We start from the raw sequence: 25,361 nt of genomic DNA on the forward strand, positions 1-25,361 counted from the left end.
GGGCGCTAGATCGGCGCTTGATGGCACTATGGGTTCGTATTCGTCGCTTCGCGACTTCGCAGATGCAAAGCCGCTCGGGAACGGCGCGATGAAGGCGGGAAGCCCCCGCGTTCTTCTCGTCGTGGGCGGCGGCATCGCGGCCTACAAGTCCTGCGAACTGGTGCGCCTGATCCGCAAGGGTGGCGGCCAGGTCACCTGCGTCGTGACCGATGGCGGCCACCAATTCGTCACCCCGATGGCGCTCGCCGCGCTGAGCGAGAACCAGGTCTATACCTCGCTGTGGGACCTCAAGAACGAAGCGGAGATGGGCCATATCCAGCTCAGCCGCGAAGCCGACCTCGTCGTGGTCTGCCCGGCGACCGCCGACATGCTCGCGAAGATGGCAGCCGGCATCGCCGACGATCTCGCCACCACGCTTATCCTCGCCACCGACAAGCCAGTCATGGCGGTTCCGGCGATGAACGTGCGCATGTGGGAGCACGGGGCGACGCAGCGCAACGTGGCGTGGCTGAAGCAGGCGGGCGTGACCGTGCTCGATCCCGACGAAGGCGCAATGGCCTGCGGCGAATTCGGACCGGGTCGTCTGCCCGAGCCCGAGTTCATCTGGGCCAGCATCGCCGGTGCGCTCGGCATGGATGTCGAACTGCCGGAACGTCCGGTTGCAGTTCCGCAGGCTGCTCCGATCGAGGACGCACAGGACGAACCGGAAGAGGCGCCGCCAAGCGTCAACGAGCTCGCGGCCGAAGCGCTCGAGCCGGAAGAGGACTACCGCGAACCGCCGGCGCGCAGCGGCCTCGGCTCGCTGCTTTCCGCAATTATTCCGCGCAGCACGCCGAAGCGCGCGCCAGCTGATTTCGAAAAGGATTTCGCGCTTCCGCCCGCAGAGGAAGAGTTCGCTTCGGACGAACAGGTGTTCGAAGACGCGGAGCCGGTTGATGCCGGCGAAGCGCTTCCCGCCGAGGAAGAAACAGCTGGCGAACCGGACCTGTCGAACCCGCTGTTTGCGAAGAAGGGCAGTGCGGCTTCCGCTCCGCCGACCGATCCCGAAGCGATGAACCATACGGTCATCACCGGGGCGGGCAAGGCGATGCCCGAACCCGTCGCTTTTAAGGATGCGAGCGGCGGCGATACCATGTCCGCTCCGATAGCGCTCGATCCCGAAGCGACGCTTTCCGCCGATCCGCTGGCAGGGCAGCCGGAGTTCGACGCCGATCCCGATCACCGTCCGCTCTATGGTCGCCACGTGCTTGTGACCGCCGGGCCAACGTGGGAGCCGATCGACCCGGTCCGCTATCTCGCCAACCGCTCGTCCGGGCGGCAAGGCTTCGCGATTGCTGCGATGGCGGCTGCAGCGGGTGCGCGCGTAACCCTCATCTCTGGCCCCGTGCATCTGCCGACTCCGGTCGGAGTGGACCGCATCGACGTTGAATCCGCCGACGAGATGGCCGCGAAGGTGAAGCAGATGCTGCCCGCGGACGTCGCCTTCATGGTCGCTGCCGTTGCCGACTGGCGCACGAAGGACCGCTCGAACCAGAAGATGAAGAAGCGCGGGTCTGCGCCGCCCGCCCTGATGCTGACGGAGAACCCGGACATTCTCACGCAGGTTGCCGCGTCGCGCAAGCGGCCCAAGCTGCTGGTCGGCTTCGCTGCGGAAACCGAAAACGTCATCGAGAACGCGACGACCAAGCGCAAGCGCAAGGGCGCGGACTGGATCGTCGCCAACGACGTGTCCGGCGACGTGATGGGCGGCGACAACAACCAGATCCACATCGTCACTTCGGGCGAAGTCGAAAGCTTCGACACCATGCCGAAGATGGACGTGGCCCGCGAACTGGTAGCCCGCGCTGCGGACGCGCTCGTCGATATGGACGCGAATGACTGACGCTTCCGCCGTCGCGGTGCGGGTAAAGCGCCTTCCGCACGGCGCAGGCTTGCCGCTACCGTCCTACGTAAGCGAAGGCGCAGCCGGGATGGACGTCGTCGCGGCTGAAGATGTCAGCCTTGCGCCCGGTTCGCGGCACGCGGTCGCGACCGGCCTGTCGCTGGCGATACCTGGCGGATACGAGATTCAGGTACGCCCCCGCTCGGGCCTTGCGCTAAAGCACGGCATTACCGTGCCGAACACGCCGGGCACGATCGATTCCGATTACCGCGGGGAACTCAAGATCATTCTGATAAACCACGGCGAGGAGGTTTTTGCGATCCGCCGCGGTGACCGGATCGCGCAGCTGGTGCTCGCACCGGTGGTGCAGGCAGCTTTCGAAGAAGTTGGCGAACTGGACGAAACCGTTCGGGGCGCGGGCGGCTTCGGTTCGACCGGCGGCCACGAGAAGCTCTAGCTTTTCAAAAGGCTACAAAAAAGGGCGGCTCTCCGATAAGGGAAACCGCCCTTTCGTTGTTTCTGTCGTTGCGCCGATCAGTCGATCCGGCGCACCTTGTTCTCGCCTTCCGGCTTAATCGAGATGCGCAGCGTCTCGCCCGAATTGCCGGGGAAGTCGGTGAACATCGCATCGACCAGGTTCGGCACGAGGTACTGCAGGCGGTCCGAAGTCGACATGGCCTCAGCCTTGCCCTCGAACAGCCGCTCGCCGTCAGATGCGCGGTCGATCTTCAGGTCCACGCCGCTCGTATAGACGGTGTAGCTCGAGATATCGTTTCCGTATCCGCGCCCGCTGAACCACGGGTCGTAGTAGCCGTAGCCCCAGTTACGCACCGGTACATAGGCGACGCGCGTACCCTTGGCAGTGCGGACCGCGACGGGGCGGTAGGAGTAGGATGAACCCCCGAAACCGTACCACGGATCGTAGAACGGATCGCGAAAGCCGGTGCTGCGAATGCGCTCGCGGCCGTTGTCGACACCGTAATCGAAACGCACCAGAAGGCTAGCAGTCTCGGGCGAAGCGGCCTGCGTGTAGCCGAGCCGTTCCATTTCGGCTTCGACGAGATCGGCATATTGCGCGAACTCCAAGCCGCCGGCGAGTGACGGATCGTCCGCTACCACGGCAAAGGTCTGCCCCTGCGGCGCAGGTAGCTGCGACTGAAAGCGCGCCACGTCCGCGTTGAACGTGCTGGCACAGGCGCCAAGGCCTGCCAGCAGTGCGGGTGCAGCCGCGAGCTTCAGCGCGCGCCCCCAGTTTCTTTTCTGTTTCGTCATCTTCCAGTCCTCGCGAATGTGTCGTCTGCCAGCCAAGAAGCGGCTGGAGCAGGCACGCGCTTCGTCCCTGTCGCGACTCGTCGTACCATCAATCAATATGCACGGTCTATCGCAGCAGCCGTGAACCGCTTTTGAACGAGGGACTTAGCAAATGTTACGCACGGACTGGCAGTGCGGTTCCTTGCGTCAGCCGCGCAGCAATCCCAGCGCGCGGTAGGTTTCGGCCAGAGTAGGCGCGGCCATCTCGCGTGCCTTCGCAGCGCCGGTCGCCAGAATGGCGTCGAGCGCCTCGCGGTCGCGCAGCAATTCGGTGAACCGCTCGGAGATCGGTCCAAGCGTCTCGATCAGGAGTTCGCCCAGTGCCGGCTTGAACGCGCCGAAACCCTGTCCGCCATATTCGGACAGGACGCTTCCAACATCGCGGCGCGCAACCGCGGCGTAGATCGACACGAGGTTGAGCGCTTCGGGGCGCCCAGCCAGCCCCTCGGCATCGCTAGGCAGCGGTTCTGGGTCGGTCTTGGCCTTCTTGACCTTCTTCATGACCGTGTCGGGATCGTCCGAGAGGTTAATACGGCTCATGTCGGAGGGGTCGGACTTGCTCATCTTTGCCGAACCGTCCCGCAGGGACATGATGCGCGCCGCTTCCGGCGGGATATAGGGTTCGGGCAGGGTGAAGACCGGTGCATCCTCCGATGCGAAGTCGTTGTTGAACTTCTGCGCGATGTCGCGCGCCAGTTCCAGATGCTGCTTCTGGTCCTCGCCCACCGGAACGTGGGTCGCCTGATAGAGCAGCACGTCGGCAGCCTGCAGCACCGGGTAGGTGAACAGCGCCACGCTTGCGCCCTCACGGTTCTTGCCCGACTTGTCCTTGAACTGCGTCATGCGGTTCAGCCAGCCCATGCGGGCGGTACCGTTCAAAAGCCATTGCAGCTCGGGGTGGGCGGGGACCTGCGCCTGGTTGAACAGGATGGAGCGGGCCGGATCGATCCCGCAGGCGACGAGCGCGGCTGTCATTTCCAGCGTACCGGCCCTCAGGGCAGCCGGATCATGCGGCATCGAGAGCGCGTGCAGATCGGCGAGGAAGAACAGGCATTCGCCCTCGACCTCGTCCTGCATCGATACCCAGTTACGGATCGCGCCGAGGTAGTTGCCGAGGTGCAGGCTGCCGGTCGGCTGAATGCCGGAGACGACGCGCATTGGGTTGCTCATTCTGTGACCTCGGGGCTCGTTTTCTTGGTGAGTGTTCGGATGCGTTGCCGGTCGATCGCGCCGATGGCGAAGGCGATGCCGAAATAGACGACCGCCGAACACGCGATCAGGGCGATCAATGCCCCGGCCCGTGCGAACAGCCCGGCGGAGTACCACCCAGTAAGGAGGTCGCGGGCGAACCACAAGGCGGCGCCCATCGCAGCCGCGGCGACGAGTTGGCGGGCGATGCGGCCGACCAGCGCGAGCGGAATGGTATAATAGCCGCGCTTCGCCAGCACGACGTAGAGATAGCCGACGTTGATCCACGCGCCGACGACGCTGGCGAAGGCGACCCCGACCACTCCGAAATCGTCGATGAAGAGGAAATTCGCGCCGACGAAGACGACAAGCGACACGAAAGCGGCATAGACCGGCGTGCGCGTGTCAGAACGGGCATAGAAATTGGGCACCAGCACCTTGACCAGCACATAGGCCGGCAGACCGAGGACGAGGGCGGCCAGCACGTCTCCGGTAAGCGCTGCCTGCTCCAGGCTAAAGCGGCCGCCCTCGAAGATCATCGTGACGAAAGGCACGGCGCACACCGCCAGCGCGACCGCAGCCGGGATCGTCAGCAGCATCGACAACTCGATCGCATCGGACTGGACGCGGTCGGTCCCTTCCTTATTCTTCGCGCCGACGAAGCGCGACAGCGTCGGCAGGATTGCGGTCGACAGCGCGATCCCGATGATCCCCAGCGGCAGCTGGTTCAGCCGATCGGCGTAATTCATGTAGCTGATCGAGCCGCTGTCGAGCTGATTCAGGAAGTAGAGCTGCACCAGCGTGTTCAGCTGATAGGCGCCGCCGCCGATCGCTGCGGGCAAGGCAATAATCGACAGCCGCTTAACTTCGGGCGTGATCCGCGGCCAGTGCAGGCGAGGCCGGAAACCCTCGACCCGCGTCCAGTAATAGACCCACGCAAGCTGCACGATGCCGCCGATGGTGACGGCCCATGCCTGGCTGTAGCCGACCTGCCGCGTCGTCCAACCGAGCTCGCTCGTCGCATAGTCGCCGAACAGCAGAGCGGCGATCAGCACGAGGTTGAGCAGGATCGGAAAGCTCGCACCCGGTGCGAACCGGCTGACCGAGTTCAGCATCCCGGTGAACAGCGTCACGACGCTGACAAGCAGGATGTAGGGGAACATGATCCGCGCGAAGTCGACTTCCATCGCGAAGGTCGCCGGATCGCTGCCTCCGTCGCCAAGCGCCATGATGACGAGCGGCATCGCCAGCATCATGACGGCGCAGACTACGATGAGCACCGGCAGGAACACGCTCAGCACATCGTCGGAGAAACTGCGCGCGCTTTCCAAGCCGCCGTCGCCATGGAGGCGCTTCGAAAACATCGGCACGAAGGCGGCCGAGAACGCGCCCTCGGCGAACAGGCGGCGAAAGACGTTAGGCAGGATGAAGGCCTGAAACCACGCGTCGGTCACCGCATTGGCGCCGAGCACGCGGCTGAAGATCATCTCGCGCGCCATGCCGGCCACGCGGCTGAGCATCGTCAGCCCGCCGATCGTTCCGACGTTCTTGAGCAGGCTCATCGGGTCATGTGCCTATGCGCTGATCGCTCCCTTGCCGGCAGCGAACCGAAGGGCAGGCCGGTCAGGCGTTGCCCGTCGGCATATCTCCGCCGGCTTCCTGCTGGCGCTTCGCCTGAAGCTGCTGGATGTAAAGGCCATTGAAGTCGATCGGGTCGAGCGTCAGCGCCGGGAAGCCCGCGTCCTGCACGGCGTCCGAAACGACGCGGCGCGCGAAGGGGAAGAGCAGACGCGGGGCCTCTGCGAACAGGAACGCATGGCCCTGTTCCTCAGGAATGTTCCGCATTCCGACGAGGCCGGCATAGGCCAGTTCGACGATGTAGAACTCGCCCTTTTCTCCCTTGGCGGTCGCGGTGATCTTAAGCTCGACCTCGGTCACTTCCTCGTTCACCGGGTTGGCGGCGATGTTGAACTGGACGTCGAGCTGCGGCGTGTCCTGCCACTGGAAGGCGGAAGGAGCGTTCGGGTTTTCGACCGACAGGTCCTTCACATACTGTGAGATAATCCCGGCGCTCGGCAGATTGTCGGCGCCGTTGGGGGCACCTTCGCCCTGATTGAGGTCGGTAAGAACGTCGTTTTCATCAGCCATCGTCGAGGCCCGCCTTTATGTGTCGTATCGAACTGGATGCCGGCGCCTGTCGGAGCCCGCCTGTGCGAGAGCGCGCCTAGCAGGCGGTAGGCATGACCGCAATCGCACATTTGGACGCATTGGGCCCATGTGCCGCTAGGGTTCGCCTGCCGGTTGCGGTTCATTGCCGATTTGTAATTCCTGCCTATGTAAGGCACGAGACTTAGTGTAGTTTGCATTGCTGCGCGCATTTTTGCTTCCGATTTACAGGTGCTCCGACGTGATCTTAGAAATTGTCATCCTCGCCATGATTGCTGCGTTCCTCGGGCTTCGGCTCTATTCGGTTCTGGGCAAGCGTGCGGATCAGGAAGAGGAAGCGGTGCCGCGCCGGTTCGACGACGATGCGAAGGTTCCGCCTGCCAAAACGGTGCAGCTTCGTCCTGCAGCGACACGTCAGGCGCCGGGCCGGATCGAAGGCGTGGGTCCGGTGGTGGAGCGCGGCGTGAACGCGATCGCCGCGGCCGATCCGCAGTTCGACATCACTTCGTTCCTCGAAGGTGCGAAAGGCGCGTACGGCATGATCCTCGAAGCCTTCTGGAAGGGCGACAAGGATACGCTGCGCGAACTGTGCGACGATGACGTCTACGAAGGCTTCAGCAGCGCGATCAATGCACGCGAGGAAGCTGGCGAAACGCTCGACAACACGCTCATCCGGATCGAGGACACGATGATCAAGGAAGCGGAGATGGAAGGGCAGCGCGCCCGCATCGCTGTTCTTTTCATTGCCGACATCGCGACCGTGACCCGCGACAAGGACGGCACGGTCATCGCCGGTTCGCTCGACGACGCCGTGGAGAGCCGCGACGTGTGGACTTTCACCCGGAACGTCCAGGCAACCGATCCGAACTGGGTTCTCGACGAGACCGACGAGGGCTAAAGCCTACAACTTCGATAGACGACGCAAGAGTTGGGAGCCGGTCGGCATGAAATTCGCGAAGCTGGCCGTGCTTGCCGTGTCGACATCGCTTGCGCTGTCGGGTTGTGTGCGGATGGTGCCCGAAACGGGTGTTCCGCCGGTCGATCGGTCCGAGCAACCTGAGCAGGCCCCGACACCTAGCCCCGTCCCGGTACCAGCTCCGACCCCACCGCCGATCGAGAACGCGCGGCAGACCAGCCTCACTGCCGGTCCTTCGATCGCGTCGCTCGGCATGACCGAAGCCGATGCCAGCGCTGCGCTGCGCTCATTCGCCGAAAGCTGTCCGAAGATCACCGGGCGGGAGGACCGTAGCGGTCTGACGCGCGGCGCATCGTGGGAGCCTGCTTGCACCGCGGCGCGCACCTGGCCGGTCGACGCGGCCCGCCGCTTCTTCGAAACGTATTTCGAAACTGTTCGGGTCGGCGATGGCGCAGCGTTCGCTACCGGATATTTCGAGCCGGAAATCCGCGGCAGCCGTATCCGCATGCCGGGCTACGATGTTCCGGTCTACAAGTTGCCGCCCGATCTGGAGCGCGGCTGGCCAGAAGACATCGCGCTCACTGAACGGACCGGACGCGCGCCGCTCGGCCGCTACGACGAGAACGGCCAGTTCAACTATTACTACGACCGCGCTCAGATAGAGGACGGCGCGCTTGCCGGACGCGGGCTGGAGATCGCCTGGGCGGCCGACCCGATCGAGATGTTCTTCCTGCAGATCCAGGGCTCGGGGCGGCTCGCCTTGCCCGACGGTAGCGTCATGCGGATCGGCTATGATGGGCAAAATGGCCGCGAATATCTCGCCATCGGTGCGGTCATGCGCGAGCGCGGGCTGATTGGCGACGGACCCGGCCAGTATGCCGGCAGCCTGCAGGGTATTCAGCAATATCTGCGCGAGCGGCCTGAAGAGGGGCGCGAACTCATGCGCCTCAACAAGAGCTGGATATTCTTCCGCGAACTCACTGGCGACGGACCGCTCGGTTCGCTCGGCGTGCCGGTCAGGCGCGAGAGCAGCGTGGCGGTCGATCCGCGGTTCGTTCCCTATGGCGCTCCCGTCTGGCTCGAACTCGACCGCACGGTCGCGAACGGCCTTTGGATCGCGCAGGATACCGGCGGCGCGATCAAGGGCGCGAACCGCTTCGATACCTTCTGGGGCGCAGGCGCGGACGCGCGCGAGATTTCCGGCAGCATGAGCGCGCGCGGGCGGGCGCTGATCTTTCTCCCCAAGGGAAGCCTCGACGCCCTGACTGGGCGATGACCGCTCGCGGGAATGCACCGCGGGGGTTGACCAGTGAAGAAGCCGAGGCATGGCGCAAGCTCGCCGCTACGGTGGAGCCTATGGCCGGCAAGAAACTGGCCGAAGCTCCGAAGATCGCAGCCACGCCCGCTCCCCCCGTGAAGCCGGCGCCGATGAAGGTGCCGGTGAAGGCGGCGCGAGAGCAGGCATCCGCGCCTGCAAAGCCGCGCAGCATTGCCCCCGGCAATCTCGATTCGCATTGGGAACGCAAACTCAAATCAGGGGGAATAGAGCCGGACTTCACGCTCGATCTGCACGGTCACGGCCTCGATGCGGCATACCACCGGCTCGACAGCGGACTGGCGCAGGCGCGAGCGATGGGCGCGCGCATCGTGCTGCTGATCGCCGGTAAATCGCGGCCCGTCGAAGCCGCCGACCGGGCAGAACGCCGCGGCGCAATCCGCGCCAAGCTGCTCGACTGGCTCGCCGCAGGCCAGCACGCGGACGCAATCGCCGCCATAAGAAAAGCGCACCGCCGCCACGGGGGCGAGGGTGCGCTTTATCTCATCATTCGGCGCGGCGCATGAACGCCATTCGAATTTACCGAGCAGAGTTCAAGCGGCCTGCGCGATTTCCTCCGCGCTTTCGTTGCGGATGAGGTAGTCGAACGCCGACAGGGCAGCCTTCGATCCGTCGCCCATGGCGGTGACGATCTGCTTGTAGGGTACAGTTGTCGCATCGCCTGCCGCAAAAATACCGGGCAGATTGGTCGCTCCGCGCTCGTCGACAATGATCTCGCCGAACTTGGACAGGTCGAGCCCGCTTCCCTTGAGCCATTCGGTATTGGGAACGAGGCCGATCTGTACGAACACGCCGGCGAGTTCGATGCGGCTTTCCTCGCCGCTCTCGCGGTCCTTGTAGACAAGCGCGGACACCTTGCTGCCGTCGCCGAGGATTTCCGTCGTCTGCGCGCTTGTCAGCACGTCAACATTGGACAAGCTGCGCAGCTTGCGCTGGAGCACTTCGTCGGCGCGAAGCTGGCTGTCGTATTCGATCAGCGTGACGTGACCCACGATGTTCGCAAGGTCGATGGCCGCTTCCACGCCGGAGTTTCCTCCGCCGATCACCGCGACACGCTTGCCCTTGAACAGCGGGCCGTCGCAGTGCGGGCAGTATGCCACTCCCTTGCCGCGGTAGTCCTGCTCGCCCGGAACGCCGAGGTTGCGCCAGCGTGCGCCGGTTGCGAGAATGAGCGAGCGTGCCTTCAGCGTGCCGCCGTTCGCGAGTTCGAGCGTATGCATCTCGCCCGCTTCCGCAGCCGGAGACAGCTTAACGCCGCGCGCGAGGTTCATCACGTCGATCTCGTATTCGCCGACGTGGTTTTCGAGGTTCGCGGCAAGCTTCGGCCCTTCGGTATAGGCCGTGCCGGGCAGGTTCTCGATGCCGAGTGTGTCGTTGAGCTGCCCACCTAGACGTTCAGCGGCGATGCCGGTGCGAAAGCCCTTGCGCGCGGTATAGACAGATGCCGCCGCGCCGGCGGGTCCGCCGCCCACGACGAGCACTTCGAACGGCTCTTTCGCGCTCAACGTTTCGGCCGTCTTCTTGTCGGCGCCGCTATCGAGCTTCGATAGAACTTCGGCGAGTTCCATCTTGCCGTTGTAGAACGGTTTGTCGTTCAGGAAGGTCGCGGGGACGGCGAGCACGCCGCGCTCTTCGACTTCGTCCTGGTAGGTACCGCCCTCGATCAGTGTCGCGGTAATGCGCGGGTTTTCGAGCGCCATCAGCGTGAGCGCTTGCACCACGTCGGGGCAGTTGTGGCAGGAGAGGGAGAAATACATCTCGAACTCGAAGTCGCCTTCGAGTGCGCGCACCTGCTCGATGAGATCCGCATCGACCTTCGGCGGATGGCCGCCGGCCCACAGCAGCGCGAGCACCAGCGAGGTGAACTCATGGCCGAGCGGCAGCCCGGCGAAGCGCACCCATTTTTGAGCGTCGCCAGCGCGGCGAATGATAAAGCTCGGTTTGCGCTCGTCGGTGCCGTCGAACGAAGCGGTCACGTCGCCATGAAGCGCGGCGATCTCTTCGAGCAATTCGCGGGTCTTGTCGCTCTTGGGATCGTCTCCCAGCGAAGCGACGAGCTCGACCGGCTCGCGAAGGTTCGTGAGATATTGCTGAAGCTGCGACTGCATTGCGGAATCGAGCATGATACGCCCTTTCGGCTGACGGAATTTCTGAAATCTGGAAGGGAGAACGAAAAGGTCCGGGGCTGGGGGATTGGGGGGGAGGATCGCCCCGGACCTTCGTGCGACCCGAGCGGTTTGATCCGCTTCGGCCGTCTACCGGGCTGCGTATGCAGCTCCGGTTCTCGTAATATCTAGGTGCTTAAATCTTGCCTACAAGGTCAAGCGACGGGGCAAGCGTTTCTGAACCTTCTTCCCACGCGGCAGGGCAGACCTGGCCAGGGTTTTCGCGGACATATTGCGCTGCGCGGATCTTGCGGACGAGCTCGTTCGCATTGCGGCCCACGCCTTCGCAGGTCTGCTCGACGATCTGGATGACGCCGTCGGGATCGATCACAAAGGTCGCGCGGTCGGCGAGACCCATTTCCTCACGCAATACGTCGAAATTCTTCGACAAGGTGTGAAGCTGGTCGCCGAGGAACGGGAACTTCAGCTTGCCGATCCGCTCCGACGTGTCGTGCCATGCCTTGTGGCTGAAGTGCGTGTCGGTGCTGACACCGTAGACTTCGACACCGAGCTTCTGCAGCTGGTCGTAGTGTTCGCCGAGGTCTTCGAGTTCGGTCGGGCACACGAAGGTGAAGTCCGCCGGATAGAAGAAGAAGATCGCCCATTTGCCTTTGACGTCTTCGTCGGTGACCTGAAAGAAGTCCTGTCCGGCCTGGAATGCGGTAGCCGAGAACGGCTTGATGGTGCTTCCGATAATACCCATGAATTGCTCCTGTTGAGGTGTGTGAACTGTCCTCTTCCACATAAGCGTTGGTGCGCTGCACAAAAGCGGAATGTTGCGATTGCTAACATCGGAAAATTCAATCAGGAATTTGGAACTTTATTACGAACAGCCCGATGCGGATCAGCGAACCAGAAGCGCCAGGTTCACCTGCCCCGTTCCTTGGCGGATGAGCCCGATCGAGCGTGCGGCCGCAGCGGAAAGATCGATCACGCGGTTGCCGTGAAAGGGCCCGCGGTCGTTGATGCGAACGACGATGCTGTCGCCGCTGCGGGGGTTGGTGACGCGTACGCGGCTGCCCATCGGTAAAGTCCGGTGCGCTGCCGTGAGTTCACCCGGATTGAACACTTCGCCACTGGCGGTGCGTTTTCCAGAAAACTCGTTTCCGTAATAGCTGGCGTGCCCGCTCTTCATCGGGCTTTCCGAAGCGGTAGGCGCGGGTTCGGCCTCAGCCGGCTGCGGGCGCGGTTCGAAAGCGGCAATCGGCTGCTGTTCGACGCTTGCGACACCCTGACCGAGCTTGACCACTTCGGTCGCCTTGCTCTCGTTCCAGAGCATCCCGCTGAGCGCTAGACCGACAGCCGCAAGCGCGCCTACTCCGCCGAGCAGCGCCTTGCGCTCGGTCTTGAGACGCATGAAAGCGCCGAGACGTTCGCGGCGTGTCGGTAGAGTATGGGCGGTTTCGTCGGTCTGTGTTGTATCCCTCATACACTATCAAGGGATAGGCACCCGTCGATGTTCCGAAAAAGGACGGATTTCCGACGGAAACCCGCCCTCTTTCGTTTTCAGGTGCGGCGGTGAATGGTCAGTTGGCTTGGAAGAACTCGGTCAGGTCCTTCGCGAGCCGGTCGGTCTGCGTCGCGAATACGGCATGGGGTTCGCCGTTATACTCGACCAACCGTGCGGACGGCACAGCGTCAGCGACCGCGCGTCCGGTCGCATCGATCGGCACGGTTCTGTCATCGGTTCCGTGGATGACCAGCGTGGGGACAGTGAAGCTTTTCAAATCGGGGCGAAAATCGGTGGTACCAAAGGCCTCGGCCGATTTCATCGTCGCCCATTTCGCGCTCATCATCGTGGTCATCCACGCCCAGTCCTTCTCCTCGTCCGTGACCTTGTCCTTGATCCAGCCGTCACCGTAGAAATCCTGGAAGAAGCCGGTGAAGAAATGGCGGTAGTCGTTCTTCATGCCCTCGGTCATCTTGTCGAGCGTCGATTGCGGGACACCGTCGGGATTGTCGTCGGTCTTGAGCATGTAGGGCACGACCGAGCTGACCAGCGCCACGGCGCTCACGCCCTCGCCGCCGTGCCGGCTCATGTAGCGGGCGATCTCGCCGCCGCCCATGGAGAACCCGGCAAGCCCGATCCCGTCCGTCAAGTCGAGATGTCCGATGAGATCGGCTAGATCGTCGCTGAATGTATCGTAGTCATAGCCGGATTTCGCATGGTCGGACCGTCCGAAACCACGCCGATCGTAGGCGATCGCACGTATGCCGTTTTCGGCCATGTGCATCATGACCGGGTCCCAGCTGTCGCTCGACAGCGGCCATCCGTGGATCAGGATGACAGGGCGACCTTCGCCAAGTTCCTTATAGCGGATATGCGTATCGTCGCGGGTCGTAAAATGCGGCATGGGCGGTCCTTTTCCGTTCGTTGGTTCGTGTGAAAAACCAATCGACCGGACAAGAAGCGGTTCCAGCAGGCGCGCGAAACCGGCGGGGCGTGCACGAGGATCGTACACACCTGCGCGCGGCGATCAGATATCGAGGTTGGCGACGTTGAGGGCGTTGTTCTGGATGAACTCGCGGCGCGGTTCGACGACATCGCCCATCAGGCGAGTGAAGATCTCGTCCGTTACGTCCGCGTCCTCGACTTCGACCTGCAGCAGGGCGCGGTTGTCGGGATCGAGCGTCGTTTCCCAGAGCTGCTCCGCATTCATCTCGCCCAGTCCCTTGTAGCGCTGAACCTTCAGCCCCTTGCGGCCGACCGCCAGCACATTGTCGAGCAGCTGCGTCGGGCGGGTGATCGCGTCTTCGCTGTCGGCGACCGCCGAAACCGGACCTTCCGAGATATCGTCTGCCTGGACCGTGTCATCGTCGTCCGCATCGTTCGCTTGCGTTTCGACGGAGCCGCTTTTGACGAGCGCGACGGGGCGCGCGTAGACATCGGCAAACTCGCTCGCCACGCGGTGCAGCTTGCGCGCTTCGGCGCTGGTGAGGAATGCGCCTTCGACGTCGAAGACATCGGTGACGCCGCGCCACCTGCGGCTGAACTGCACCAGGCCGTTATCGCGCACGTTGACGGTCCACTGGGCTTCCGGGTCGGTGAGCAGCAGGCGCTCGCAGGTCCGCTCCAGCGCCGCGCGGCGCTCGTCGTCGGACAGATCGGGCGCGAAGACCCCCGCCAGCGCCATCTGCTCGATGAGCGTCTCGTCGTATTTCCGCGGCACGAAGCCCAGGATGCTGCGCATCTGCAAGGCATGGTCAACCAGCGCGCGCAATTCGCCCTCGCCGCGCGGTCCGCCCTCGGTTTCGAGCGTGCGCCCCTGCAACCCGGCATCGACAAGATACCGGTCGAGCGCGGCGTTGTCCTTTAGGTAAACCTCGCTCCGGCCCTTGCCGACCTTGTAGAGCGGCGGCTGCGCGATGTAGAGATGCCCGGCCTTGATGATTTCCGGCATCTGCCGGTGAAAGAAGGTGAGCAGCAGCGTGCGGATATGTGCACCGTCGACGTCTGCGTCGGTCATGATCACGATCTTATGATAGCGCAGCTTGTCGAGATTGAACTCGTCGCGGATGCCGGTGCCCATCGCCTGGATCAGCGTGCCGACTTCCTTCGAACTGATGATCCGGTCGAAGCGCGCGCGCTCGACGTTGAGGATCTTACCCTTAAGCGGCAGGATCGCTTGCGTCTTGCGGTCGCGGCCCTGCTTCGCGCTTCCGCCTGCGGAATCGCCCTCGACCAGAAACAGTTCGGCCTTGGTTGCATCGCGTTCCTGGCAGTCGGCGAGCTTGCCGGGGAGGGACGCCACACTCATCGCGCCCTTGCGGCTCATCTCTCGAGCGCGTTTGGCGGCTTCGCGAGCGGCGGCGGCGTCGATGACCTTCTGGATGATGACCTTGGCCTCGTTCGGGTTTTCCTCGAGCCATTCGGTCATCTTGTCGCTCATCAGGCTTTCGAGCGGCTGGCGCACTTCGGAAGAAACCAGCTTGTCTTTCGTCTGGCTGCCGAACTTGGGATCGGGTAGCTTGACGGAAACGATGGCGGTCAGCCCCTCGCGCATGTCCTCACCCGAAAGCGAGACCTTCTCTTTCTTGAGCAGACCGGACGAGCTGGCGTAGTTGTTCAGCGTCCGGGTCAGCGCGGTGCGGAATGCGGCCAAGTGCGTACCGCCGTCGCGCTGCGGGATGTTGTTGGTGAAACACAGCACGTTTTCGTAGTAGCTGTCGTTCCATTCGAGTGCGACGTCGATCCCGATCCCGTCCTTCTCAGCCGCGATGGCGATGGGCTCGGGTATCAAGGCTTCCTTGTTGCGGTCGAGATATTTGACGAAGGCCGCGATCCCGCCCTCGTAGAACAGGTCGTGCTCGATCACTTCCTCGTGGCGATTGTCGCGCAGCAGGATGTGAACACCCGAGTTCAGGAACGCGAGCTCGCGGTAGCGATGTTCGAGCTTGTCGAAATCGAACGTCGTGACGTTCTTGAACGTGTCCTCGCTTGCAAGGAAAGTGACGCGTGTGCCCTTCTTGCCATCCGGCGCCGGGCCCTTCTCGATGAGCGGCGCAACGGTGTTGCCGTGCTCGAAGCGCATCCAGTGTTCGATGCCGTCACGCCAGATCGTAAGCTCGAGCCATTCGCTCAGCGCGTTCACGACCGAGACGCCCACGCCGTGCAGACCGCCCGATACCTTGTACGCGTTGTCATCGCTCGTATTCTCGAACTTACCGCCGGCGTGCAGCTGCGTCATGATGACCTCGGCTGCCGAAACGCCCTCGCCCTTGTGCATGTCGACGGGGATTCCGCGGCCGTTGTCCTCCACCGACACGCTCCCGTCGGGGTTGAGTTCGATCAGTACGAGATCGCAGTGACCTGCCAGCGCCTCGTCGATTGCGTTATCCGATACCTCGAACACCATGTGGTGGAGGCCCGACCCGTCGTCGGTATCGCCGATATACATGCCGGGGCGTTTGCGCACTGCGTCGAGGCCCTTGAGGACCTTGATCGAATCCGCGCCGTACCCATTCTGATTGGGAAGTTTTTCTGCTTTCTCGTCCATACCGATTATATAGGCGCGAAGAGGCGGAAAGCCAAAGTTTCGGCTTCCTTTTTACCCACAGCGATCACGAGGCGGTTTCATTCGTAACCGGTTGATCAAGGGCGCGCTTGGGCGCAAGGTTCGATCATGCTCTCCATTCTCGATATTTTCCGCATCGGCATCGGTCCCTCGTCCTCCCATACCGTGGGACCGATGCGGATCGCAGCCATGTTCGTGCGGGCGCTGAGAAAGTCCGGCAAGCTCGAGCGAACGCAGCGGGTGCAGATCGAACTGCAAGGCTCGCTTGCACTGACGGGAACCGGGCATGGCACGATCGGCGCAAGCGTTCTCGGTCTGATGGGCTACCGGCCCGACCGGCTCGATCCGGACGAAGGCGAGGGTGCTCTGGAGCAGGTGCGCGAAAGCGGCCGCCTTTCGCTCGGCGGGAGCCATGCCATCGCCTTCTCGATCAGGGACAATATCGACCTCGCGGGCCATATCGTGCCGGACCTCCATCCGAACGGGATGCGCCTGACCGCGAGCGACGCGGAAGGAAAGGTACTGTCGGACCGCACCTACTTCTCGACCGGCGGCGGCTTCGTCGCGACCGAGGCGCAGCTACGCAAACCGGCCAAGGGCGACCGCGTCCGCACGGCGGTTTCGGTACCCTACGACTTCGGATCGGCCGAAGAACTGCTCAGCATCTGCGAGCGGGAAGCGCTCGCGATCGCGGAAGTGGTTCTCGCCAACGAGGATGCTTTCCGTAGCCGGGAGAAGACGCTGCAGGGCATCGACCGCATCGCGAAGGCAATGGATCAATGCATCGAGCGCGGATTGTCGCAGACCGGTATTCTGCCCGGCGGCCTCAATGTTCACCGGCGTGCGCCCGCCATGTGGGACCGGTTGAACGGGACGCCAAGATCGAACGAGCGCGAGGAACTGTTCGACTGGCTCAACTGCTACGCGATGGCGGTCAACGAAGAAAATGCGGCAGGCGGGCGGGTGGTGACGGCGCCGACCAACGGGGCGGCGGGTATCCTGCCGGCGGTAATCCGCTTCTACTGCAAGACCGCGGACGAGAAGCCATGCCGCGACAGCCGCCGCAAGTTCCTGCTGACCTCCGGCGCGATCGCGCTTCTCTACAAACAGCGCGCGTCGATTTCCGGCGCGGAAATGGGCTGTCAGGGCGAAGTGGGGGTGGCCTGCTCGATGGCAGCGGGCGGGCTCGCCGCACTGTGGGGCGCAAGCCCGCCGCAAGTCGCGAGCGCCGCGGAGATCGGTATGGAGCACAATCTCGGACTGACCTGCGACCCCGTCGGCGGGCTTGTGCAGGTTCCGTGCATCGAACGCAACGCAATCGGTGCGGTCAAGGCGGTCAACGCGGCCCGGCTAGCGCTGCATAGAGAGGAAGCGGAAACCTGCGTCAGCCTCGACCAAGTGATCGAGACCATGCGTCAGACCGGTCTCGACATGTCAACAAAGTACAAGGAAACGAGTCAGGGCGGGCTCGCGGTAAACGTCATCGAATGCTGATACGGGAAGAGCGAAATGGCGCGGTCAGCTCTGGGGGGAGGGGACTGAGTGTCTGACCGCGCCTTGTCGCGTGAGCCGTATAGAACGGCCGGACAAATTCAGCACGAGGTCTTGGGGCGCTCGTAACTGAGGCCGGATCGAGCCTCGGGGTAGAACACTCGGATCCGGTTGATAGCGATCTAATGTTGCGTCTTGACGTATTCAAATGACAAAACCGCGTCGCCTCTTGCAAATTTTGCAAGCTTAAACCGATCCTTAGTTGCAGTTCGTTCATATTGCCGTGCCGCTTCTTGTAACTGCGGGGTCGCAGCCGTATCGCCCCGGCATGGACCCAGAACATCTTCCCGATTCCATCCTGATCGTCGACTTCGGTAGCCAGGTCACGCAGCTTATCGCGCGGAGGGTCCGCGAGGCTGGCGTCTATTCGGAAATCGCGCCTTTCAGCGCCGCCGAAGCGGCTTTCGAACGTATGCGGCCCAAGGGCATAATCTTTTCCGGTTCTCCCGCCAGCGTCCCCGACGACGACTCGCCGCGCGCACCGCAATGCCTGTTCGACAGCGGCCTCCCGATCCTCGGCATCTGCTACGGACAGCAGGTCATGACGCACCAACTCGGCGGCGAAGTGCGGCCTGGGCACGAAACCGGCGAAGGTGGCGAGTTCGGCCGCGCTTTTCTTACTGTAAGCAAATCCTGCGCGCTGTTCGACGGTCTGTGGGAAGAAGGCGAGCGTCACCAGGTCTGGATGAGCCACGGGGACAAGGTCACCCGGTTCGCCGACGGCTTCGAGATCGTCGCGACCAGTGACGGCGCTCCTTTCGCCGTCATCGCGGACGAAGAGCGCAAGTATTACGGCACGCAGTTCCATCCGGAGGTGGTCCACACGCCCGATGGCGCCAAGCTCATCGCAAATTTTGCGCGGCACGTTTGCGGCCTCGAAGGCGATTGGACGATGGCCGAGTTCCGCGCCACGAAGATCGCGGAAATACGCGAGCAGGTCGGCGACGGCAAAGTCATCTGCGGCCTGTCGGGCGGGGTCGACAGCGCGGTGGCCGCGGTCCTCATTCACGAGGCGATCGGTGAGCAACTTACCTGCGTCTTCGTGGACCACGGACTGCTGCGCCAGGGCGAAGCGGAGCAGGTCGTCAGCTTGTTCAAGGGGCATTACAACATTCCGCTCGTTCACGTGGACGTCGAGGAGCAGTTTCTCGGCGGCCTTGCAGGCGAAACCGACCCCGAAAGGAAGCGCAAGTTCATCGGCAAGACCTTCATCGACGTGTTCGAAGAAGAGGCGCGGAAGATCGGCGGAGCCGACTTCCTTGCGCAGGGCACGCTTTATCCCGACGTGATCGAGAGTGTTTCCTTCACCGGCGGGCCGAGCGTCACGATCAAGAGTCACCACAACGTCGGCGGCCTTCCCGAGCGCATGAACATGAAGCTGGTCGAACCGCTTCGCGAACTGTTCAAGGACGAGGTTCGCGAACTCGGGCGCGAACTGGGCCTGCCAGACGCCTTCGTCGGCCGCCATCCGTTCCCTGGTCCCGGGCTCGCGATCCGCATTCCGGGCGAGGTAACGAAGGAACGCTGCGACATCTTGCGCATGGCAGACGCCATCTACCTCGAGGAAATCCGCCGCGCGGGCCTTTACGACGCGATCTGGCAAGCGTTCGCCGTGCTGCTTCCCGTAAAGACTGTCGGCGTGATGGGTGACGGCCGCACCTACGACAGCGTCTGCGGTCTGCGCGCCGTGACGAGCACCGACGGAATGACGGCAGACGTATATCCGTTCGATGCAAGCTTCCTCTCGGCCGTCGCCACGCGCATCGTTAACGAGGTCAAGGGCATCAACCGCGTGGTCTACGACTACACCTCCAAGCCGCCCGGCACGATAGAGTGGGAATAGCTAGGCGGGTCAGGCGGCTGGCGGCGCGGGCGGGCATCGGAATCGTCCGGCAACGCGAACTGGAAAGTCTGCGCGCAGATCGCGGCGCGGGGCACAATCTAGCTTTTCTTAAAGCGTTACCCGAGCAAGCGCCTCGTCTGCTTCCCTTGCTCGATGCATCCACAGCCCAGCTCCGACAGGATTTGTTCGCGCTGGCGATAACGGGGTTCAAGCGCGGCGGATATTTTGTCGAATTTGGAGCGACTGACGGAAAAACGCTTTCGAACACGCATTTGCTTGAGAAGAAATTCGACTGGAGCGGCATTCTGGCAGAGCCGGCGCGCTGCTGGCACGCCTTGCTGGAAGAGAACCGCGACTGCATCGTCGACCGGCGCTGCGTATGGCATACGTCGGGCGAGCGATTGCCGTTTAGCGAAACCGGCGAAGCGGAGCTGTCGACCATTGGTGCGTTCACCGGTAGCGACCACCATGCTGCTGCGCGCCGGGGCGCCGCGTCCTACGATGTCCAAACGGTCTCGCTGACCGATCTGCTCGCACAGCACGAAGCACCGGCTGAAATCGACTACCTCTCCATCGATACCGAAGGCAGCGAGTTTGCCATTCTCGAAGCGTTCGACTTCGCGCGCTATTCCATCCGCGTCATCACCTGCGAGCATAACTACACCGACAATCGGGAGCGTATCCGCGCCTTGCTGGAGGCGCAGGGTTACGAGCGGCGGCTAGAACACGTCTCGCAGTTCGACGACTGGTACGTGCGCGCCGCTTGATGTTCGCGCCGAGCGCGCCAATCTCTTGATGGCGATGCAACTGTCCCTCGGCTCCGATCCCCGAACCGCAAATCTGCGCGAGGTGCAGGCGCGGCTCGTGCAGACTTTCGGCCACATCGACCTCTCTCAGCGCCGCCGCGATCCCGTTTGGACGCTGGTGCAGGGCGTGATCGGTGCGCGTACGAAGTCGGAAACCTCGAATGCGGCGACCGACCGGCTACTGGCGAAATACGGTAGCTGGGAAGCGGTGGCCGACGCGCCGCTCGAAGAACTGCAACGTGATCTCGCGACGCAAACCTATCCGAACATGGCGGCGGAGCGGCTGAAGAACTGCCTGTCCGCCTTGGTCGAACGATGCGGCGCCGCGGACCTTTCGCATATTGCTGAACTCGATACCGAGGCGGCCATGCGCTGGCTCGAGCACTTGCCGGGCGTCGCGCGCAAAATCAGCGCGGGCGTGATGAATGCGAGCAGTTTCGAGCGCCGGGCGTTGGTGATCGACGGGCATCATCGCCGTATCGTCCAGCGGATGGGGGTGGTCCCGGCGAAGGCCGATACCACGCGGACCGAACAGGCGCTGACGCCTTTCATGCCGGAGGAATGGAGCGCCGCGACATGGGACGAGCATCACCTTCTGATGAAGAAGCTCGGGCAGAACTTCTGCCGTCCTTCCGCGCCCGACTGCATACCATGCCCAGTCCGCGATCTATGCGAAACGGGGCGCCGCCGTGCTGACTGACGCCGAAACCGTCGAAGTGCTGCAACGGCTGGCGAAGGCGATGCCGGGCCGCACGAAGAACGCCAAGGGGCCGAAGGGGCAGCCTGACGCTTTTCGCTCATGCATATCCTGCATGCTGTCGGCGCAGTCGCTCGACCGCAATACGGCGAAGGCGGCGCAGAACCTGTTTGCGCTGGCGAATACACCGGAAGCCATGCGGGACCTGACCGACGAGCAGATTGCCGCTGCGATCAAGCCGTGCGGGCTCTACAACATGAAGACGCGCAATATCCGCCGCTTCTGCGAAACCCTGATCGCGGAGCATGGCGGGACCGTGCCGGATACGCGCGAAGGGCTGCTGGCGATGCCGGGGATAGGTCGGAAGTGCGCCGACATCGTGCTGAGTTTCACCTTCGGAAAGGACGTGATTGCGGTCGATACGCATGTTCACCGCGTCTGCAACCGGATCGGGCTGACTGCGGCGAAGACCGCTGACGTTACGGCGTCCCAGCTTGAAGCGCGGGCGCCCCGCTGGGCCTTGCGGGACGGGCATTTCTGGCTCATCCAGTTCGGCAAGCGCATCTGCACCGCGCGCGCTCCGAAATGCGGCATCTGCCCGGTCTCGGACCTGTGCGAGTGGTTCGGGGAGTATGCCGAAACAGGGGAGAAGACCGCATGAAAACCGCCATCACCGAATTGTTCGGCATCGAGCATCCGATCATTCAGGGCGGCATGCACTATGTCGGTTTCGCCGAAATGGCAGCTGCGGTGTCGAATGCCGGGGGGCTCGGCACGATTACCGGCCTGACGCAGAAGACGCCGCAGGACCTTGCGAACGAAATCGCCAAGTGCCGCGATATGACGGATAAGCCCTTCGCCGTGAACGTCACCTTCCTGCCGACCGTCAATGCGCCCGACTATCCCGCGATCATCAAGGCGATTATCGAGGGCGGGGTGAAGGCCGTGGAAACGGCGGGTAACAACCCGGTGCAGGTGCTCCCTTACCTCAAGGATGCAGGCATCAAGGTCATCCACAAATGCACCAGCGTACGCCACGCGCTGAAAGCGCAGGAGATCGGCTGCGACGCGGTATCGGTCGACGGCTTCGAATGCGGCGGTCATCCCGGCGAGGACGATATTCCGAACTTCATCCTGCTGCCCCGCGCGGCGGACGAACTTGAAATACCCTTCGTTTCCTCGGGCGGGATGGCGGACGGGCGCAGCCTCGTCGCCAGCCTCGCGATGGGGGCTGCGGGCATGAACATGGGCACGCGCTTTATCGCGACGAAGGAAGCGCCGGTGCACGAGAACGTGAAGCAGGCGATCGTGGATGCGAGCGAACTGGATACGCGCCTCGTGATGCGGCCGCTGCGCAATACCGAGCGGGTGATGACCAACGACGCGGTCGAGCGGCTGCTCGAAAAGGAAAAGCGCCTAGGCGATGAACTCAAGTTCGAAGACATCATCGAAGAAGTGGCGGGTGTATATCCACGGATCATGATGGAAGGCAACATGGATGCAGGCGCATGGTCGTGCGGAATGGTTGCGGGCCTCGTAAACGATATTCCGACCTGCAAGGAACTGATCGACCGGATCATGGCAGAAGCGGACGAGGTTCTCGCACGCGTTGGCGGCTATCAGAACGCCGCCTAAGTGGCGCCTCTACCAGGCTAGTCCGTTCGCGACCGCTTCCCGTTCGCGCGCTGTCGATGATCGTCCCAGAACTTCGTTGCGGTGCGGAAAGCGTCCGAAGCGGGCAATGGCCTCGTAGTGACCGCGCGCGAAGGACAGGTTTTGCGGCAAGTGCTTCGCAAAATAGCGCAGGCTAGTCCGCTGGTCGCGCAGATCCTCACTATGCATCAAGGGCATCGCCGCGAACTGGCGCTGCTTGTCCGGCAAGGTCCGGTCCCAGCCTCTCGCGATGAAAGCCTTCGACAGCTCTAGCGCCAGCGGGTCGCTTGCGAAGGCAAGCGGGGTGCCGCGGTTGATGTTGCGCGGTATCTGATCGAACAGGACGATCGCTGCAAATGCGCGCTCGCGGCTGCTTAGAAAATCGCTTGCCGGACGATGCCTAAGCGCATGCCATTCGCCCGCATACCGGCGGCGGAGCATATCGTCCACCGCCGTATTCTGCCGCCACCAGTCGCTCGGCCCGAGCCGCTTGAAGAACACGAACAGCAGTTCGTCCGGCCAGTACGGGTTCATGCGAAACCCGCGTCGTCAGCCCTCGCTACGCTCCGCGTCTTCGGGCAGGCGGTAGGGAACGAAGTCTTCGAGGAAGATCACGCCGCTAAAAAAATGGCTGAACCGGTCCTGCGTCGTCACATTGTCGAGCCGGCATAGCTGGCTCGCGCTGCCGTATTTCTTGATGACTAGGATGTCGTTGTCGTCGAGCGAGTCGGGGTTGCGGGTGTAGTTCACCCAGATCGTGTCCCCGTCGCGGTAGACGATCGCGGTATCATCGATAATCTTGAGCGGACGGCTGCCGAAAGTGTTGATGCAGCGTTCGGGCTCGCCCGCGACCCGTCCTTCGAGCATTTCGGCAAGCTGCGCTTCACCTTCCGTAAGTTCCACCGCGTCCGCATTGTCTTGGGCGGAAAGCGGAGCCGCGAGAATGGCAGCGAATGCAGCGCCGGCTGAGATAAGCGTTTTCATAACAATTATCCTTCGGTTTGAGCCTTACGGTAGGGAACGAACTCTTCGAGCACGACGCGCGGTCCGGGAATACCGCTGGTGCGGTCCCGCATCTCGACCTGGTCGAGACGGCACAGGTCGGCTCCGAACTGATGGAAGACCGGCAGATCGAAGTCGTCGATGAACCGCGCACTGCGCGGACGGTTGACATAGACAGTGTCACCGTCGCGGAACACGAATGCGGTCTTGTCGATCGTCTGGACCCGGTCGCGGTGCATCGAGCCGAGGCAATTGACCGGCTCGCCTGCAATTCGTCCGTCGAGGATCTCGGCGAGTTCCTGTTCGCCCTCGGTCATTTCCGTATCATCCTGGGCCGCAGCGGGAACGGCAAGAGCCGTCGCTGCCAGTCCGGCTACGATCATCGCAATCTTGGCGCGTGGGTGCATCGTGTTTCTCCGGTGTCGCAAGAGGAAAGAGGCATAGCACTTCTTCCCTGAACGCCGGAGAAACGCGGCGGCTCCCCGCCGTCAGGGATGGCCCGGATCGGCCCCTTCGGAAATGTCCCTGAGCGCAGCCTGATCGGCCCCGTCGGCAGGGCCGCCGATGAGGACGAAGCGCCGGTCGCAATAGCCGCAATCGACATAGCCGTGCTCGTCGATCTCGAGGTAGATCTTGGGATGGCCGAGAGCAGCCGGCCGGTAGTTCACGCCGCTGCGGATGTCGGTCGCCCCGTCGCACCATACGCGGCGCATTTCGACCATGGACACTTCGGGGGGAGGTATGTTCATGGCTTCTGCCGATAATCTGCCGTGGTCCCTAAGGCAATGCCTTACGCGGACGTGCTTTGCTCGTTTTGCGCTGCGGTGCGAGGATTGTGTTGCAGCACCGGCGCGGGAAGGCTTAGGGCCGCGCGCATGACCGCCGTAACCTTCGACAAGCCCGCCATCCGAATCGACAATCTGACGAAGCGGTATGCCGATCCCAACGGGGGCGAGGGTAAACTGGCGCTCGACGGAGTGAGCTTCGACGTGCCGCAGGGCGGGGTGTTCGGGCTGCTCGGCCCCAACGGTGCGGGCAAATCGACGCTCATCAACATTCTTGCCGGCCTCGTGAACAAGACTGGAGGCCATGCCAGTATCTGGGGTTTCGACATCGACGAGAACCCGCGCAACGCGAAGCGGTCCATCGGTATCGTGCCGCAGGAAATCGTCTTCGACCCGTTCTTCACGCCCTTCGAGGTGCTCGAGAACCAGGGCGGTTTCTACGGCATTCGCAAGGCTGACCGGCGCAGCGAGGAACTGCTTGCCGCGGTGCGCCTGACCGACAAGCGCGATGCATATGCACGAACGCTGTCAGGCGGCATGAAGCGGCGACTGCTGATTGCGAAGGCGATGGTGCATTCGCCGCCGATCCTTGTGCTCGACGAGCCGACCGCGGGTGTCGATGTCGAACTCCGGCGCCAGCTGTGGGAGCTGGTGACGGACCTCAACAACGACGGGGTGACGGTCGTGCTTACGACCCATTACCTCGAAGAAGCCGAAGCCTTGTGCGACCGCATCGCGATCATCAATCACGGCAAGCTCATCGCCAACAAGCCGACGCGCGAACTCGTCGAAATGGCGCGGGAGAAGATCGTAGTCGTGACTGCGGACAGCGATTTGAACGCCGCGCCTTCGGACGAAAGCTTTGCGAAGGTCGAGCAAACCGGGCCGCGCACGATCGAGGTCACCTACGACAAGGATACGACGACCGCGGGGCAGGTTCTCGCCCGGCTCCACGCACTCGGTGTCACGGTCGAGGATGTGACGACGCGCGAGGCCGATCTGGAAGACGTGTTCGTCCAGCTGACGACCGACACCTGAACTGCGA

At 63.0% G+C, this 25,361-nt stretch carries 25 protein-coding genes; 12 read left to right on the top strand and 13 right to left on the bottom strand.

Annotated features, from left to right (window positions below):
* Nucleotides 1–28: 28 nt before the first annotated feature.
* The gene (locus tag HUV48_RS07545) at nt 29–1,882 is read left to right on the top strand and encodes a bifunctional phosphopantothenoylcysteine decarboxylase/phosphopantothenate synthase (RefSeq protein WP_404799923.1); all 1,854 of its coding nucleotides are present in this window, start codon (nt 29–31) and stop codon (nt 1,880–1,882) included.
* Nucleotides 1,875–2,339 carry a dUTP diphosphatase gene (gene dut, locus HUV48_RS07550; protein ID WP_176267168.1) on the top strand — a complete coding sequence of 155 codons (465 nt, stop codon included), beginning with the start codon at nt 1,875–1,877 and terminating at the stop codon, nt 2,337–2,339. The genes HUV48_RS07545 and dut overlap by 8 nt, the downstream gene beginning before the upstream one ends.
* A 77-nt stretch (nt 2,340–2,416) precedes the next feature.
* On the opposite strand, the gene HUV48_RS07555 is transcribed toward dut, so the two are convergent.
* From HUV48_RS07555 to secB, 4 genes are all read right to left on the bottom strand, one after another.
* Complete coding sequence (locus tag HUV48_RS07555; protein ID WP_176267169.1) at nt 2,417–3,154, bottom strand: DUF4136 domain-containing protein; 738 nt, start codon at nt 3,152–3,154, stop codon at nt 2,417–2,419.
* 186 nt (nt 3,155–3,340) lie between these two features.
* Entirely contained in the window at nt 3,341–4,351 is a 1,011-nt protein-coding gene (gene trpS, locus HUV48_RS07560) for a tryptophan--tRNA ligase (RefSeq protein WP_176267337.1), read from the bottom strand.
* An 8-nt stretch (nt 4,352–4,359) separates the two neighbouring features.
* Complete coding sequence (gene murJ / locus HUV48_RS07565; RefSeq protein ID WP_176267170.1) at nt 4,360–5,943, bottom strand: murein biosynthesis integral membrane protein MurJ; 1,584 nt, start codon at nt 5,941–5,943, stop codon at nt 4,360–4,362.
* Between the two features lie 61 nt (nt 5,944–6,004).
* Nucleotides 6,005–6,529 (bottom strand): protein-export chaperone SecB, encoded by a 525-nt coding sequence (gene secB, locus HUV48_RS07570; RefSeq protein ID WP_176267171.1) that lies wholly within the window; start codon nt 6,527–6,529, stop codon nt 6,005–6,007.
* 259 nt (nt 6,530–6,788) lie between these two features.
* Here secB and HUV48_RS07575 point away from each other — a divergent pair, with 259 nt between their 5' ends.
* From HUV48_RS07575 to HUV48_RS07585, 3 genes are read left to right on the top strand one after another with little or no spacing between them, the layout of a single operon-like run.
* Nucleotides 6,789–7,445 (top strand): Tim44/TimA family putative adaptor protein, encoded by a 657-nt coding sequence (locus tag HUV48_RS07575; RefSeq protein ID WP_176267172.1) that lies wholly within the window; start codon nt 6,789–6,791, stop codon nt 7,443–7,445.
* A gap of 46 nt (nt 7,446–7,491) precedes the next feature.
* Nucleotides 7,492–8,739, top strand: a complete 1,248-nt coding sequence (gene mltA, locus HUV48_RS07580) for a murein transglycosylase A (protein WP_176267173.1) — start codon at nt 7,492–7,494, stop codon at nt 8,737–8,739.
* Nucleotides 8,736–9,305 (top strand): Smr/MutS family protein, encoded by a 570-nt coding sequence (locus tag HUV48_RS07585; RefSeq protein ID WP_176267174.1) that lies wholly within the window; start codon nt 8,736–8,738, stop codon nt 9,303–9,305. Before mltA ends, HUV48_RS07585 begins: the two co-directional genes overlap by 4 nt.
* Nucleotides 9,306–9,332: 27 nt before the next feature.
* On the opposite strand, the gene ahpF is transcribed toward HUV48_RS07585, so the two are convergent.
* The 5 genes from ahpF to gyrB form a co-directional block, all read right to left on the bottom strand.
* Nucleotides 9,333–10,922: an alkyl hydroperoxide reductase subunit F gene (gene ahpF, locus HUV48_RS07590; protein ID WP_176267175.1), complete on the bottom strand. Its 1,590-nt coding sequence runs from the start codon at nt 10,920–10,922 to the stop codon at nt 9,333–9,335.
* Between the two features lie 178 nt (nt 10,923–11,100).
* A complete protein-coding gene (gene ahpC, locus HUV48_RS07595) occupies nt 11,101–11,667 on the bottom strand; it encodes an alkyl hydroperoxide reductase subunit C (protein WP_176267176.1) in 567 nt (188 codons plus the stop codon).
* Between the two features lie 141 nt (nt 11,668–11,808).
* Nucleotides 11,809–12,393 carry a septal ring lytic transglycosylase RlpA family protein gene (locus tag HUV48_RS07600; protein ID WP_225871568.1) on the bottom strand — a complete coding sequence of 195 codons (585 nt, stop codon included), beginning with the start codon at nt 12,391–12,393 and terminating at the stop codon, nt 11,809–11,811.
* Between the two features lie 97 nt (nt 12,394–12,490).
* Nucleotides 12,491–13,318 (bottom strand): alpha/beta fold hydrolase, encoded by an 828-nt coding sequence (locus HUV48_RS07605; protein ID WP_176267177.1) that lies wholly within the window; start codon nt 13,316–13,318, stop codon nt 12,491–12,493.
* 123 nt (nt 13,319–13,441) lie between these two features.
* Nucleotides 13,442–15,961, bottom strand: a complete 2,520-nt coding sequence (gene gyrB / locus HUV48_RS07610) for a DNA topoisomerase (ATP-hydrolyzing) subunit B (RefSeq protein ID WP_176267178.1) — start codon at nt 15,959–15,961, stop codon at nt 13,442–13,444.
* Between the two features lie 126 nt (nt 15,962–16,087).
* On the opposite strand from gyrB, the gene HUV48_RS07615 reads away from it, so the two are divergent.
* The 6 genes from HUV48_RS07615 (at nt 16,088) to HUV48_RS07640 (ending at nt 22,511) form a co-directional block, all read left to right on the top strand.
* Nucleotides 16,088–17,473 carry an L-serine ammonia-lyase gene (locus HUV48_RS07615; protein WP_176267179.1) on the top strand — a complete coding sequence of 462 codons (1,386 nt, stop codon included), beginning with the start codon at nt 16,088–16,090 and terminating at the stop codon, nt 17,471–17,473.
* A 325-nt stretch (nt 17,474–17,798) separates the two neighbouring features.
* Nucleotides 17,799–19,373 (top strand): glutamine-hydrolyzing GMP synthase, encoded by a 1,575-nt coding sequence (gene guaA, locus HUV48_RS07620; RefSeq protein ID WP_176267180.1) that lies wholly within the window; start codon nt 17,799–17,801, stop codon nt 19,371–19,373.
* Entirely contained in the window at nt 19,364–20,140 is a 777-nt protein-coding gene (locus tag HUV48_RS14225; RefSeq protein ID WP_318656066.1) for an FkbM family methyltransferase, read from the top strand. Before guaA ends, HUV48_RS14225 begins: the two co-directional genes overlap by 10 nt.
* Nucleotides 20,141–20,174: 34 nt before the next feature.
* Nucleotides 20,175–20,879: an endonuclease III domain-containing protein gene (locus HUV48_RS07630; protein WP_176267181.1), complete on the top strand. Its 705-nt coding sequence runs from the start codon at nt 20,175–20,177 to the stop codon at nt 20,877–20,879.
* Nucleotides 20,869–21,537 carry an endonuclease III domain-containing protein gene (locus HUV48_RS07635; RefSeq protein WP_318656067.1) on the top strand — a complete coding sequence of 223 codons (669 nt, stop codon included), beginning with the start codon at nt 20,869–20,871 and terminating at the stop codon, nt 21,535–21,537. The genes HUV48_RS07630 and HUV48_RS07635 overlap by 11 nt, the downstream gene beginning before the upstream one ends.
* On the top strand, nt 21,534–22,511 hold the full coding sequence (locus HUV48_RS07640) for an NAD(P)H-dependent flavin oxidoreductase (RefSeq protein ID WP_176267182.1): 978 nt from the start codon (nt 21,534–21,536) through the stop codon (nt 22,509–22,511). Before HUV48_RS07635 ends, HUV48_RS07640 begins: the two co-directional genes overlap by 4 nt.
* A gap of 9 nt (nt 22,512–22,520) precedes the next feature.
* Here HUV48_RS07640 and HUV48_RS07645 read toward each other — a convergent pair whose 3' ends face one another.
* The 4 genes from HUV48_RS07645 to HUV48_RS07660 all read right to left on the bottom strand — a co-directional run bounded on the left by HUV48_RS07645 (nt 22,521) and on the right by HUV48_RS07660 (nt 24,280).
* Entirely contained in the window at nt 22,521–23,063 is a 543-nt protein-coding gene (locus HUV48_RS07645; RefSeq protein ID WP_176267183.1) for a DUF924 family protein, read from the bottom strand.
* Between the two features lie 15 nt (nt 23,064–23,078).
* Nucleotides 23,079–23,513: a hypothetical protein gene (locus tag HUV48_RS07650; protein WP_176267184.1), complete on the bottom strand. Its 435-nt coding sequence runs from the start codon at nt 23,511–23,513 to the stop codon at nt 23,079–23,081.
* A gap of 5 nt (nt 23,514–23,518) precedes the next feature.
* Nucleotides 23,519–23,938 (bottom strand): hypothetical protein, encoded by a 420-nt coding sequence (locus HUV48_RS07655; protein WP_176267185.1) that lies wholly within the window; start codon nt 23,936–23,938, stop codon nt 23,519–23,521.
* Between the two features lie 81 nt (nt 23,939–24,019).
* Nucleotides 24,020–24,280 (bottom strand): zinc-finger domain-containing protein, encoded by a 261-nt coding sequence (locus tag HUV48_RS07660; protein ID WP_176267186.1) that lies wholly within the window; start codon nt 24,278–24,280, stop codon nt 24,020–24,022.
* 126 nt (nt 24,281–24,406) lie between these two features.
* On the opposite strand from HUV48_RS07660, the gene HUV48_RS07665 reads away from it, so the two are divergent.
* Nucleotides 24,407–25,354 carry an ABC transporter ATP-binding protein gene (locus HUV48_RS07665; RefSeq protein WP_176267187.1) on the top strand — a complete coding sequence of 316 codons (948 nt, stop codon included), beginning with the start codon at nt 24,407–24,409 and terminating at the stop codon, nt 25,352–25,354.
* The last annotated feature ends 7 nt before the right edge of the window (nt 25,355–25,361 follow it).

This window comes from Qipengyuania atrilutea (assembly GCF_013370205.1).
GTDB classification, from domain to species: Bacteria; Pseudomonadota; Alphaproteobacteria; order Sphingomonadales; family Sphingomonadaceae; genus Actirhodobacter; species Actirhodobacter atriluteus.